This is a genomic window from Winogradskyella haliclonae (genome assembly GCF_014635865.1).
Taxonomy (GTDB): domain Bacteria; phylum Bacteroidota; class Bacteroidia; order Flavobacteriales; family Flavobacteriaceae; genus Winogradskyella; species Winogradskyella haliclonae.
In genome coordinates, this window is the sequence record NZ_BMDQ01000001.1 from 177,438 (window position 1) to 189,984 (window position 12,547).

The 12,547-nt window shown below is 33.8% G+C and carries 12 protein-coding genes; 5 read left to right on the forward strand and 7 right to left on the reverse strand.

Annotation, left to right across the window (positions count from 1 at the left end):
• Window position 1: 1 nt before the first annotated feature.
• Window positions 2–1,183 carry a M28 family peptidase gene (locus IEV10_RS00765; RefSeq protein WP_188372784.1) on the reverse strand — a complete coding sequence of 394 codons (1,182 nt, stop codon included), beginning with the start codon at window positions 1,181–1,183 and terminating at the stop codon, window positions 2–4.
• A 123-nt stretch (window positions 1,184–1,306) separates the two neighbouring features.
• Here IEV10_RS00765 and IEV10_RS00770 point away from each other — a divergent pair, with 123 nt between their 5' ends.
• The 5 genes from IEV10_RS00770 (at window position 1,307) to IEV10_RS00790 (ending at window position 6,874) form a co-directional block, all read left to right on the forward strand.
• Window positions 1,307–1,672, forward strand: a complete 366-nt coding sequence (locus tag IEV10_RS00770; protein WP_188372785.1) for a BlaI/MecI/CopY family transcriptional regulator — start codon at window positions 1,307–1,309, stop codon at window positions 1,670–1,672.
• Window positions 1,673–1,674: 2 nt separating this feature from the next.
• Window positions 1,675–4,728, forward strand: a complete 3,054-nt coding sequence (locus tag IEV10_RS00775; RefSeq protein WP_188372786.1) for a M56 family metallopeptidase — start codon at window positions 1,675–1,677, stop codon at window positions 4,726–4,728.
• Between the two features lie 123 nt (window positions 4,729–4,851).
• Complete coding sequence (locus tag IEV10_RS00780) at window positions 4,852–5,952, forward strand: DUF4407 domain-containing protein (RefSeq protein WP_188372787.1); 1,101 nt, start codon at window positions 4,852–4,854, stop codon at window positions 5,950–5,952.
• Window positions 5,953–6,080: 128 nt separating this feature from the next.
• Complete coding sequence (locus tag IEV10_RS00785; protein ID WP_188372788.1) at window positions 6,081–6,551, forward strand: YybH family protein; 471 nt, start codon at window positions 6,081–6,083, stop codon at window positions 6,549–6,551.
• A 35-nt stretch (window positions 6,552–6,586) separates the two neighbouring features.
• Complete coding sequence (locus tag IEV10_RS00790; RefSeq protein WP_188374164.1) at window positions 6,587–6,874, forward strand: DUF1905 domain-containing protein; 288 nt, start codon at window positions 6,587–6,589, stop codon at window positions 6,872–6,874.
• Here the strand turns inward: IEV10_RS00790 and IEV10_RS00795 are convergent.
• Genes IEV10_RS00795 through IEV10_RS00820 form a run of 6 tightly spaced genes read right to left on the reverse strand, consistent with a single transcriptional unit; the run spans window position 6,871 to window position 12,519 of the window.
• Window positions 6,871–7,137: a DUF1272 domain-containing protein gene (locus IEV10_RS00795; protein ID WP_188372789.1), complete on the reverse strand. Its 267-nt coding sequence runs from the start codon at window positions 7,135–7,137 to the stop codon at window positions 6,871–6,873. The genes IEV10_RS00790 and IEV10_RS00795 overlap by 4 nt on opposite strands.
• A complete protein-coding gene (locus IEV10_RS00800; RefSeq protein ID WP_188372790.1) occupies window positions 7,137–7,700 on the reverse strand; it encodes a PhnA domain-containing protein in 564 nt (187 codons plus the stop codon). The genes IEV10_RS00795 and IEV10_RS00800 overlap by 1 nt, the downstream gene beginning before the upstream one ends.
• Window positions 7,701–7,749: 49 nt before the next feature.
• Complete coding sequence (locus IEV10_RS00805; protein WP_188372791.1) at window positions 7,750–9,000, reverse strand: NAD(P)/FAD-dependent oxidoreductase; 1,251 nt, start codon at window positions 8,998–9,000, stop codon at window positions 7,750–7,752.
• Between the two features lie 2 nt (window positions 9,001–9,002).
• Window positions 9,003–10,013 carry a 4-hydroxyproline epimerase gene (locus tag IEV10_RS00810; RefSeq protein ID WP_188372792.1) on the reverse strand — a complete coding sequence of 337 codons (1,011 nt, stop codon included), beginning with the start codon at window positions 10,011–10,013 and terminating at the stop codon, window positions 9,003–9,005.
• A complete protein-coding gene (locus tag IEV10_RS00815; protein ID WP_188372793.1) occupies window positions 10,014–11,600 on the reverse strand; it encodes an aldehyde dehydrogenase (NADP(+)) in 1,587 nt (528 codons plus the stop codon). It lies immediately after the preceding gene.
• Window position 11,601: 1 nt separating this feature from the next.
• A complete protein-coding gene (locus IEV10_RS00820; protein ID WP_188372794.1) occupies window positions 11,602–12,519 on the reverse strand; it encodes a dihydrodipicolinate synthase family protein in 918 nt (305 codons plus the stop codon).
• Window positions 12,520–12,547 lie beyond the last annotated feature (28 nt).

Genomic DNA, 12,547 nt, shown 5'->3' on the forward strand with positions numbered 1-12,547 from the left:
ATTACTCCTTTACAAATTTAAAAGTTCTTGACTTTTCTTTATTGGTAATTTCTAAGAAATAGATGCCATTAGAAAATTCTGAAAGGTCAATACTACTTGCATTTGCATCCATTTTTACTTGCTTAATAAGTTTACCCTTAACGTCAAAAAACTCTAAATTAAAGTCAGTACTTAACACCGTTTCTATATTTAATATAGACTTAACCGGATTGGGAAAAATCTTTAATTCGTCATCTGTAAAAGCATCTACGGATAACAACCTAACAATACCAGCTTTAGTCGCTGTATAAGCAGCAACTAATTTAGCAATCTCATGAAAATAAGCCATATCTAAAGTTGCTAGTCTATCCGTATTTTGATGATAATTTGGAGTCTGGTCACTAGTTTGCCAAGATTCTCCTACTAATACTGCGCCATAACCTTCGTCCCAAAAAGGTTTATGGTCACTTGCAGGTGTTCCTGGATTTACAACAATAGGATTCAAATTCGGCGCATACGTTGGTTGAAGCAACAATAAATCATCCTTAATTTGTACTGAGGTCCCAATATTACGCAAATCGATATCAAAGTTGTTATCGTTAGCAATTTGGTTTTGATAGCCCATCATATCCATATTTATAACACCAATAATATTTGCTCTATTTGCACCTCCATTAGCGACATCAGAGGCTAGTTCTGCATAATAATTAGATCCTCTCAAACCTATTTCTTCTTCATCCCACAAAGCATATACTACTGTATTTTCTATCTCATATCTAGAAAGTATTCTTGCTATTTCTAATACCGCAGAAGTTCCGGTAGTATTGTCATCTGCACAAAATGTTGTTACAGAATCGTAATGCGCACATATGATATAAATATCGTCTGGATTTACAGTTCCTAATTGTGTTGCTATAACATTAATACCATTAGTATTAAATGCTTGTTCGTTGATTGTAATATTACTTAAAGCTTCAAAATGGTCCTTAATATACTCTGCTGCTAAATCATTATTGCTTTGAACCCGAGTAGTTATAAGCGCATTAGATCCATTAATTGATGACGATGTTTCTCCAGAAAGTTCAGAAACTTTTCGTTCTAAACTATCCATTCTAATGCCATTAACCACATCTTGTACAAACTGGGCATTGGCAAAAAAGGACGTAAATATTAAAATTAAAAAGGGTGCGTAGATTCTTTTCATCATTGACTTTTTTGGGGTAATTGCTTTCAAATATAGTAATAATGTTAGGTAGATTTTAAATTTTATTTTGAATATACAAATTTTAATTCTACATTTGTAGAGTTAATTCTAAAAACGTAGAAGATGCAACTTTCAAAAACCGAAGAACAATTAATGCAACACCTTTGGAAGCTTAACAAAGCCTTTATGAAGGATTTATTAGAGGTCTATCCAGAGCCAAAACCTGCCACAACAACTGTCGCTACATTATTAAAACGAATGATTGACAAAGGTTTTGTTGCTTATAAAACTTATGGTAAATCGAGAGAATATTACCCGCTTGTAAAGAAAGAAGATTATTTCTCTAAGCATGTAAATGGTTTAATTAAAAACTTTTTTAATGATAGCGCATCACAATTTGCATCATTCTTTACCACTAAAACAGATTTATCAAAGTCTGAATTAGAAGCTCTAAAAAAGCTGATTGATAACGAAATAAAGAAAAAGTAATCATGGACATCTATCTTTTAAAATCAACAGCCATACTAGCCATATTATGGGTGCTCTATGTTTTGCTTTTAGAAAAAGAAAACATGCATCGTTTTAAGCGTTTTTATTTGTTAACCTCAATAGTTGCTGCATTTTACATTCCACTTTTAAGTATCACACAATATGTTTATGTAGAACCTATTGATGGTATTAACTTCAGCAAAAAGATAATTCCTTTTATAATCGATGATTCGTCACAGATTACTGAAACTCAATTTTGGACCTTAGAACGCCTACTCTGGTCAGTTTACGCATTAGGTGTATTAGTTTTTGGAATACGCTTTTTAAGCAACTTATTTAAGATTATAAAAACGATTCAGGTTAACGAAAAAGAGAAGCAATCTTTCATCACTTTGGTCTTACTCAAACAATTGATTAGCCCACATACTTTTTTCAACTATATTTTTCTGAATAAATCAAAGTTTGAAAACAATGATGTACCAAAAGAAGTACTAGTTCACGAAGAGACGCACGCTAAACAAAAACACAGTTTGGACATCTTGTTTATAGAGTTAATGCAAATGATCTTTTGGTTTCAACCTTTTATTTGGTTATATAAGAAACGTATAAAACTTAATCATGAATTTTTAGCAGATCAAGCTGTAGTTGACAAAGGTTTTGAACCTTCTAATTATCAAAACACCTTATTATCCTATTCAACAAATCAAGACTATAGCTTATCTAGTGCTATACATTATTCATCCATCAAAAAACGATTTACAGTTATGAAAACACAAACATCAAAACACAAAAAGTGGCTTTTAAGCCTTTTCATTCTTTCTATCTTAGGCATCTTGTTTTACAGCTTTAGTGATAGCGAAATCATTGAAATTGAAAAAACTACAGAAAAAAATTTAACTGCGCAAACAGTAACCCAAACCTTATCTTCTGAGAATGATAGAGCCTCCGAAACTCTGATGAATGAGTACAAAAATTTCATTAAAGAATTTAATGAGACAAGGATTATTTATGGAGATGCATATGAACGTGCTATAATTATCTATAATCAATTAATGTCTGATGAACAGAGAGCCTCGGTTGAGAAATATCCAGATCGGATAATTCCTAAGCCAAATCTTTCGAAAGTAAAAGCTAAAAACCCTACAGCCTCACAATTCGAAGCTTTTAAAAACAGGAAAGAATATGCAATATGGATAGATGGGAAATATGTACCAAATACAGAGTTAGACAATTACACATCTAAAGATTTTGTACATGTTTCTGGATCACATGTTTATAAAAATGCTCGTAGTGAAAAATTTCCACAACCTAACCAATATCATTTGTATACAAAAGCTGGATTTAAAGCTATATATCAAGATTCTCAACTAAAAAGATATAAAGAAGCAACAACTACATATTCTAATGCTATTAAGACTTATTTGAAAGGAAATCAAACAGATAATTCAGAGTTAATAATCCTAAAAGCAAAAGCAGACGATATTTATAAGACGTTTTCTTCCACTGAAATAAAAACTAATAATATAAGAACCGCTCCTCCAGTACCTGCTAAAAAAATCTCGCATACAGCAAGAAGTATTAGCATAAAGGTTTTAGATGATGGTAGTTACTTAGTTGATGGAAAGAAGGCCAGCAAAAAATCATTGGTCTCTACTGTTAATCAATTACATCAAGATGTTACATCAGAAGTACGGAATAAGATTATTAATATTCATCTCACTTTTGCGGACAAAGAAACCGAAGATGAAGTTTGGTTTATCTACAATGCCTTAAAGAATTATGGCTTTCACCGATTGGTAACCAAAAACCAAGAGGTTATTAAAAGTAAAGGAAACACACCTTTTAGAAGTAATAAAAAATCTAAAATCCAACAAAAACTACCTACAGCAAAAGAAGTTGCAGAATTTAATATTTGGGCTAAAAAAATAAATAGTGATACAAAAATTATTTCTGGCAATACAAAACATCTTCCTATTGTAGATGAAAAGAAATTAATAAAATATGCTGGTATTTATAACAGAATGTCAGCACAGCAGAAAAAAAATGCAGAGCAAATGCCATTTCCTGGATTTGAAAATATTAAAGGAACTGAAACATCAATTTCTATCGAGCCAAATACATACCAGCAAAGCCCAGCAACAGTAAAAGAAATTGCCTCATACAATACTTGGGCTAAAAAGATGAATACTCAAATTAACAATGCTAAGGCAAATACAAATGTTGCATATCCGATTATTAAAAAAGTTGAAATAGAAAAGTATAAGTCTATCTATCAAAGAATGACGGAAGCACAGCGTACTAAATCGGAGGCATTTCCAAATATTCCACCGCCACCTCCACCGCCGCCAATAAAGATAGAGCAATACAAAAAAGGTAGCAAGAAAACACTAAGTCAGATTATAAAAGAAACACCTAAAAATGTAGAGTCTGGTTACGAAGTTTTAGATAATGGTGAATCGCATTATTACATCATCAATAAAGGCAAAAAAATCTATTATAACAAAGACGGTTATATTACTGATGATAAAGGAAATGTCATACCACCGCCTCCGCCTCCAGTGCCTGCACCAACTCCCGTAAGTATAAAGGTTAACAAAAGTAAAGGCGGCCCTAATGCAGATGATATAAATTTTAGATACTATAATACTGGACCTCGTAAAGTTTACATTTCAATTTCTAAAACAGGAGAATTCGCCATTGTAAAAAATGAGTTTAATAACACCTTATTTGAGGCAACAACACTCTCAGAGATAGAACATCTATTATCTAAATTATCTGATGAAGAACTAAAAAACACTTTTATATTTTCAAGTTATAGCGATCTAAAAAAATATCGTAATAAACCTTCTTCAACTCTAGAATATCAAAATGATATTGAAATATGGCTGGTAAAAGCAGAGCTCAAAAATGGGAGTATCGTCAAAGACATTAGTTTCCCTAAAAGTAATACTATATTTCAACTAGCAAATGATAATGGTATTGGTGAACTAAAGCCTTATTTGCAAAAACTTGCTACAGTCTTTAAAAAATATAAAGAGATTAATACAACACTTTAATTACTGTATTCTAAAATCAAAACCTCGAGCCTCTCGAGGTTTTTTTAGCTTCAAACTGTAACAAAACCAAATATTTAGCGTTCTAATAAACCAACAACCACCGCAATCAAAAAACAAATCATTATGCTAAAGCAATTTTTTATCATCTGCTCTGGAGCTGACACCGATATTCTTAAAGAATGTTCTATAGGCGAACAAAACAAATATGCTGGTATAGGTGCCACTGTATTTTTTACAGCTGTTATGGCAACTATAGCTGCTAGCTATGCACTTTACACTGTTTTTGACACCCTGTATTCTGCTATCTTTTTTGGATTGATTTGGGGCCTTCTTATTTTTAACTTAGACCGTTATATTGTTTCAACAATAAAAAAGAGAGATAATGTTATCGATGAAATTATTCAGGCGTCTCCACGAATTTTATTAGCAGTAATCATAGCCGTAGTAATTTCAAAACCTTTAGAGCTTAAGATTTTTGAAAAAGAAATCAATCAAGTTTTGTTAGAGCAAAAAAATGATTTAACACTTGCTAATCAAAATCAAATTGCAGAACAATTTACGCCAAAGATTACAGAATTACAGAATGATATTGCTGCTTATCAGTCAGAAATTGATACTAAAGAGGCTGAGGTTAATGCGCTGTACGATGTATACATTGGTGAAGCCGAAGGTACTTCTGGCACCAACAAACTTGGCAAAGGTCCTGTTTATAAAGAAAAACGTGAAAAACATGATGTTGCTTTAGCAGAATTGCAACAGCTAAAAACAGATAATAAAGCAAAAATTACAGGTTTAGAATCTGAAATAGCTGAGTTGCAGGCCACTCAAAAAACCAATGTTGCAAACTCACAACCGGTGATAGACAACTTTGATGGCTTAATGGCGCGTGTCAACGCCTTAGGTAAATTACCATGGTTACCTTCGTTTTTTATATTCTTATTATTCTTAGCAATTGAAACTTCTCCAATATTTGCAAAGTTATTATCGCCTAAAGGCGAGTTTGATTTCCGTTTGCAAGACCAAGAAACTAACATTAAAACATGGACGATGCAAAAAGTTAATGAGCGTAAACTATTATTAAAAACTGATAACGATGTCAACAACAGAGTTTACAATGACATTGCTGATGAAGAAGAAGTCATTAATTACAAGCACAAAAAAGCTCGAGAACTTATGCAACTACAAGCTGATGCCTTTTTTAAGAATCAGAAAGGTGCGCTTTAATAATTAGTTAGTACTTTTAGGTTGAATAAAATTTAACCTTATGAAATGAGCCATAACAATTCTTGACATTCATGGAAATGTTAATGGCGAATTACATCTGCCCGATATAAAATAATAGATTTAAACAGATGAAAAAGTATTTATTTATCCTTAGCGTAGGCTTGATTACTTACAATTGTATTAGTGTTAGAGCTGATGTTGGCGACGTCAATGTTGTAGAATCTACTGACTACAACACTGCAAAATCAGCTATTCTTAAAGTTATGAAAGACCAAGAAACCGCATGGAATAATGGAGACCTTGAGGGTTTTATGCAAGGGTATTGGAGAAGTGATTCACTTAAGTTCTATGGCAGTAATGGCTTAACTAAAGGTTGGCAAAACACATTAGACAATTATAAGCGTGGTTACCCAACAAAAGCGCAAACAGGCACTTTAAACTTTGTGATTAATGATATCTCTAATATTGAAGGTGATAATTACTGGGTAATGGGAGAGTATCATCTAAAACGTGACGCTGGTGATGCCGATGGTGTTTTTATCATCATCTTTAAACGTATTGATGGCGAATGGAAAATTGTAGCTGATATGAGTTGTTAACATAAATAACTAAAACTGCAACTATCGAAGCTAAGATTAAATATACATTCTCAAGTAAACTTTGGAAAAGTAATGGTAATGGAGGGTGGTATTTTATGTCGCTGCCAGAATTAATGTCTAAAGAAATTAGAACTCACCTTCAATGGCAAGAAGAAGGTTGGGGAAGACTTAAAGCCAATGCTAAAATTAAAAATTTACAATGGGAAACAGCTATCTGGTTTGATACTAAAACAAAAACCTATTTACTTCCTATAAAAGCTGTAATTAGAAAGAAACTAAATCTCGAAATTGATAACCTTTTAGAAGTTGAAATCTTTATTTAATCTCCTTTCTTCATATCTCTATAATGCGTCTCAAAATCGACAGGTTTGTGCACTATCACTTTTGATACAGGATATTTTTCCAGCAAATGTTCAGATCTTATAGGTCGTTTCTCAAAACCGCCACCGCAATTGGGACAAACTTCTTTTAATTTCTCAACACAATCTTTGCAAAACGTACATTCAAAAGTACATATCATTGCATCCTCAGCATCAAAAGGCAATGCTTTATTACAATTCTCGCATGTAGGTCTAATTTGTAGCATTATAACTTCTTTACATATTTAGTTACAATTACTGTAAGCGTTGGTCCAACTTTACCTTCAATATATTCGGAGTTGTTTCTATCTAATCGAATATTTCTAACGGCAGTCCCTTGTTTTGCCACCATGCTTGAACCTTTAATTTTTAAATCTTTAATCAAAACCACAGAATCACCTGTATCCAATACAACGCCATTAACATCACGATGAATAATTTGGTTCTCATCAACTTCTCCATCTCCAGCAGCTTTGGCTATTTCTAAGACATCATCTTCCATATACATCATACCCAACATATCCTCTGTCCAGCTTTGATTAACTCTATTAAGCATACGCCAAGCCATAACTTTTACAGCATCATGTTCACTCCACATACTAGCATTTAAGCAACGCCAATGGTTGGCTTCAATCTTTTCTGAAGCTTCCATTTGTTCGACACAAGTATTACAACCATAGAGTGCCATTTCTTTGGCATTTGGCACATTATAAACGGATAAGTTTTCTACTGAGCCACATAATTCGCATTGATTATTACTACGTTGCTTTATTTCTTTTTCTGAAATCATATCTAATATTGAAAGCTCAAAGATAATTTTATTACATAAATTGAATGAACTAAAACCTCCTATCAGGATGAAATAAATCCATATCTAAGCTTGTCTTTTTATCTTGAATAATTTCGGACACTATTTTCCCAGTTGCTGGTCCTAAACTCCAACCCATCATAGCATGACCAGTAGCAATCGTCAAATTTTTACATTTTGAAGATTTTCCAACGTATGGCAATCCATCTGGCGAACATGGTCTTAGTCCGCACTTGGCGCTGTTTAATGTTTCTAGCTTTATATCATCAAGGCTAGAGTAATAGTTTTTAGCAGCTTTGGCAATGGCATTAACTCTAACCGGATTAATAGCATTGTTGATACCAGCTATCTCCATTGTACCTCCAAATCTGGTAAACCCATCCATTGGCGTAACCGCAACTTTTGCTTCACTCAATATTGCCGGAATGGTAATTCCTGTAGGTTCTTCAACATTAATAGAATACCCTTTCCCTGCTTGAAGCGGAATTTTAATTCCTAACTTTTTTGACAACTTTTGGCTCCAACTTCCGGCTGCCATAACTATTTCATCAGCAATTAACTCTTGTTTATTGGTTATAATTTTTGAAATTGAATTCCCAGCGATTTCAATATCTAAAACTTCTTCATTAGCAAAGAACGCTACACCTTCAGATTTTAAAAACTTTATCATATCCTTCATAAAATCATTAGGTGTCATATGTGCATCAGAATGAAAATAAATAGCCCCTTTTATATTTAAATCTACATTTGGCTCTAATGATTTTACTTCTGAAGGCGAAAGGTTTTCAACTTTTAAACCTTCTTTAATAGCGCGTTGGCCAACTTTCCATTCTTCTTCACCTGCTTTATCAGATTGATAACACATCAATAAGCCTTTTCTCTCATAATGGAAATCAAAATCCCCAGAACCATTCATCTCTTTGTAAAGTTCTCTACTTAAAACATTAAAGTCTATAAGTATTGGTGTAGCCTTTTCTACTTTAGATGCTTTAGCAGATTTCTTAAAAGCGTATACCCATTTTAAAAAATCCATATCTAATCTTGGCTTAACATAAAATGGACTTGCAGGATTTAACATCCATTTTAAGCCTTTTGTGATAATTCCTGGTTGAGATAATGGTACAAAATGGCTTGGTGTGATATAACCCGAATTTACATAAGAAGCACCAGAGCTAAAGTTAGATTTATCTACAACAGTCACTTTACATCCTGATTTATATAAATAATACGCCGAACTTAGACCTATTATTCCTCCTCCAATAATGACTACGTTTTTACTCATTTTTATATAACTTGAAATCCAAATGCATAAGGGTCATCTTCATCATCAATAGTAATAGTATTATGTCCATAAATTTTTGCCCAACCTTGAATACTTGGCACTATGGCTAGCTTACCATCCAAGGTCGCTTCCTTTTCAACTCGTCCAATAAAGGTACTACCTATAACACTTTCATGAACAAAAGGTTCTCCAATTTTTAATTGCCCTTTAGTGTATAGTTGTGCTAATCTTGCAGATGTTCCTGTGCCACATGGACTTCTATCAATAGCTTTATCACCATAGAATACAGCATTTCTTCCTGATGAATTTTTATCAATTGTGCTGCCTGTCCAAAGCATGTGTGATACATCCTTTATAGTTTCATTTTCTGGATGAATAAATTGATTAGGGTATTTGGCATTTATTCGCGCTCTTAACACCTGTGAATAGCTAACAATTTTGCTTGCAGTATAATCTTGAATACCGTTAAAGTTTTTTTGTGGGTCAATAATGACATAAAAATTTCCGCCATAAGCGACATCAAAAACAATCTCACCAAGTTCAGGGCAATCAACTGTTAAATCCGTTGCTGCGAGGTAGCTTTTTACATTGGTTAGCTTTACCCAATCTACTTTATCATTTGTTTTTTGATAATCTATTTCAACCAAACCAGCAGGCGCTTCCATTCGTATTTTTCCAGGAGTTTTTGGCCGCACTAAACCTTCTTCAATAGCTATTGTTATCGTTCCGATTGTACCATGTCCGCACATAGGCAGGCATCCCGAAGTTTCTATAAATAAAATCGCAAAATCATTTTCAGGGTTGTGTGGTGGATATAAAATACTTCCACTCATCATATCATGCCCACGAGGTTCAAACATTAAACCCTTTCTAATCCAATCGAATTCTTTTAGAAAATGCTGACGCTTTTCACTCATATTTTTACCTATAAGTTTTGGGCCACCACTTTTAATAACTCTAACAGGATTGCCACAAGTATGGGCATCTATACAAACAAATGTGTTCTTAGCCATTTACTCAATTGGTGCTTTGGTTTGATTATTATTTACTAACCTAGAAAGACCTAAAGGGTTTTCATTCTTTAACTCATCTGGTAATAAATTATTAGGCCAATCTTGATAGCTAAATGGTCTTACCCATCGCTTTATAGAGTGAATACCAACAGCAGTAAAACGGCTATCCGTTGAAGAAGGATATGGCCCACCATGAACCATCGATGGACAAACCTCAACACCAGTCGGAACACCATTATAAATTAATCTTCCTACTCTATTTTGCAATGCAGAAACAACTTCAGAATAGTTAGAGGCCTCATTTTTTTCAGCAATTAGAGTCCCTGTTAATTGTCCTTCTAATTTTGAGATGATCTCTTCTAATTGTGCTTTGCTCTCACATTGAATAACCATAGAAAATGGGCCAAAAACTTCTTGGTGTAAGGTTGTGTTATTTAAAAATGTATCTCCATTAACACTTATTACAGTTTGACTGGCATAGTTTGGCTGTGCTTCATCCTTATAATTTGCAACAACCTTTATACTATCATGAGATAGGGCTTTTTCTTTATTGTTATTGTAAGCTTGAAAAATATTGGGATGCAACATACAAGCTGGTTCCAGTTGCATGATTTCTAACGAAAGTTGTTCTACAAAGCTTGAAAGCGCTTGACTTTTTAACCCTAAAATTAATCCTGGGTTTGTACAAAACTGTCCTGTACCTAAAGTGATAGAACCTGCATAAGTTTTAGCAAGGTTCTCAGCTCGATGTTCTAAGGCTTTTGGCAAAATAACTACTGGGTTAATACTTCCCATTTCCGCAAAAACGGGAATAGGCTCATCGCGTTGAGCAGCTAAATCATAAAGTGCACGACCACCCTTAATACTGCCTGTAAAACCAACAGCTTTTACTTGAGAATGTTTTACCAAATGTGTACCTACTTCAATTCCGCTACTGTTAAGATTTGAAAACACACCATTTGGCATTCCAGTATCTTTAGCTGCTTTTATTATGGCACTAGCAACAAGTTCTCCTGTACCTGCATGCATGGGATGAGATTTTACGATAACTGGACAGCCAGATGCTAATGCGGCGGCTGTATCGCCTCCAGCTGTTGAATATGCTAATGGAAAATTACTCGCACCAAAAACAACAACAGGACCTAATGGCACTAATAATTTTCTAATATCTGATTTTGGTATTGGTTCTCTATTTGGTTGTGCTGTATCTATTGTTGCTTCAACCCAAGACCCTTCTCTTACTAAATCTGCAAAGCTTCGTAATTGACCAACCGTTCTACTTCTTTCACCTTTGGCTCTTCCTTCTGGTAAGCCTGTTTCTGAACAGTAGGTTTTTATCAGTTTATCATCTAATGCTATAATCTCATCTGCAATAGCATTTAAAAATGCGGACTTCTTTTTTCCTGAAATGGACTTGTATGAAGAAAATGCTACCGTTGCCAATGCCACAGCTTCGTCAATCTCTTCTGAAGTAGCTTCAGTAAATATCGTTTGATTCTCAATATTTAATTGTGGATTAAAAGTCCTATAACTTGTAGTACCTTTTGCAGATTGCTGAAAGCCTATATAATTTTTTCCTGTGATCATTCTAAAGATTTTTATAGTCTGGTAAAGATGGTCTTGTTTTTATGCCTTGCGCAATTACATCAAGAACATGTTTACGCTCTTCTCCTGATAAAGGTAAACGAGGTGCTCTTACATTTTCTGTCCCAATACCTGTTGCAACTTCGGCAAGCTTAATGTTTTGTACCAATTTAGGATTAATATCCAACTCTAACAAAGGCAAAAACCAACGATAAATTTCAAGGGCTTCTTTAATTCTACCTACTTTTTGTAGCTCATAAATGGCAACTGTCTCTTTGGGAAACGCACAAACTAAACCGGCAATCCAACCATTAGCGCCCATAAGAAGACTCTCTAATGCCAAGGTATCTACGCCCGTCATTATTTTTAAGCGATTACCAAATCTATTTATAATCCGTGTAATGTTAGAAATATCTCTAGTAGATTCTTTAACTGCTTGAATATTTGGGCAATTTTTTAATAAGTCTTCAAACATATCTAGTGTGACTTCTACCTTATAATCTACAGGATTGTTATATACCATTATTGGCAATTTTGTACTATTGGCAACCGCTTTAAAGTATTCTACTGTTTCTTTGTCTCCAGATTTATATCGCATTGGAGGCAACATCATTAGCCCTTTTGCACCATCTTCCTCAGCTCTTTTTGCCGCTTCAATAGCGGCTTTAGTTGTTTGCTCAGCTATATTAATTATTACAGGAACTTTATCATTTACAAAAGCTACAGTCTCTCTTGTAAGCGTTCTTTTTTCATCATCTGATAATGTACTGGCCTCTCCTAAAGTCCCTCCCAGAACAATTCCATGAACGCCAGCATCTAACTGCGCTTGAATATTAATTTTAAAAGCCTTTAAATCAAGCTCATCGTTTTCATTAAATTTTGTAGTTACTGCAGGCATTACGCCTTCCCAATTTATACTCATAATTAATTTAAATTTTACTCGATAAAAG

Coding starts and splice junctions, on each gene's coding strand:
- IEV10_RS00765 (WP_188372784.1), bottom strand. CDS start 1,183: ATGAAAAGAATCTACGCACCCTTTTTAATTTTAATATTTACGTCCTTT.
- IEV10_RS00770 (WP_188372785.1), top strand. CDS start 1,307: ATGCAACTTTCAAAAACCGAAGAACAATTAATGCAACACCTTTGGAAG.
- IEV10_RS00775 (WP_188372786.1), top strand. CDS start 1,675: ATGGACATCTATCTTTTAAAATCAACAGCCATACTAGCCATATTATGG.
- IEV10_RS00780 (WP_188372787.1), top strand. CDS start 4,852: ATGCTAAAGCAATTTTTTATCATCTGCTCTGGAGCTGACACCGATATT.
- IEV10_RS00785 (WP_188372788.1), top strand. CDS start 6,081: ATGAAAAAGTATTTATTTATCCTTAGCGTAGGCTTGATTACTTACAAT.
- IEV10_RS00795 (WP_188372789.1), bottom strand. CDS start 7,137: ATGCTACAAATTAGACCTACATGCGAGAATTGTAATAAAGCATTGCCT.
- IEV10_RS00800 (WP_188372790.1), bottom strand. CDS start 7,700: ATGATTTCAGAAAAAGAAATAAAGCAACGTAGTAATAATCAATGCGAA.
- IEV10_RS00805 (WP_188372791.1), bottom strand. CDS start 9,000: ATGAGTAAAAACGTAGTCATTATTGGAGGAGGAATAATAGGTCTAAGT.
- IEV10_RS00810 (WP_188372792.1), bottom strand. CDS start 10,013: ATGGCTAAGAACACATTTGTTTGTATAGATGCCCATACTTGTGGCAAT.
- IEV10_RS00815 (WP_188372793.1), bottom strand. CDS start 11,600: ATGATCACAGGAAAAAATTATATAGGCTTTCAGCAATCTGCAAAAGGT.
- IEV10_RS00820 (WP_188372794.1), bottom strand. CDS start 12,519: ATGAGTATAAATTGGGAAGGCGTAATGCCTGCAGTAACTACAAAATTT.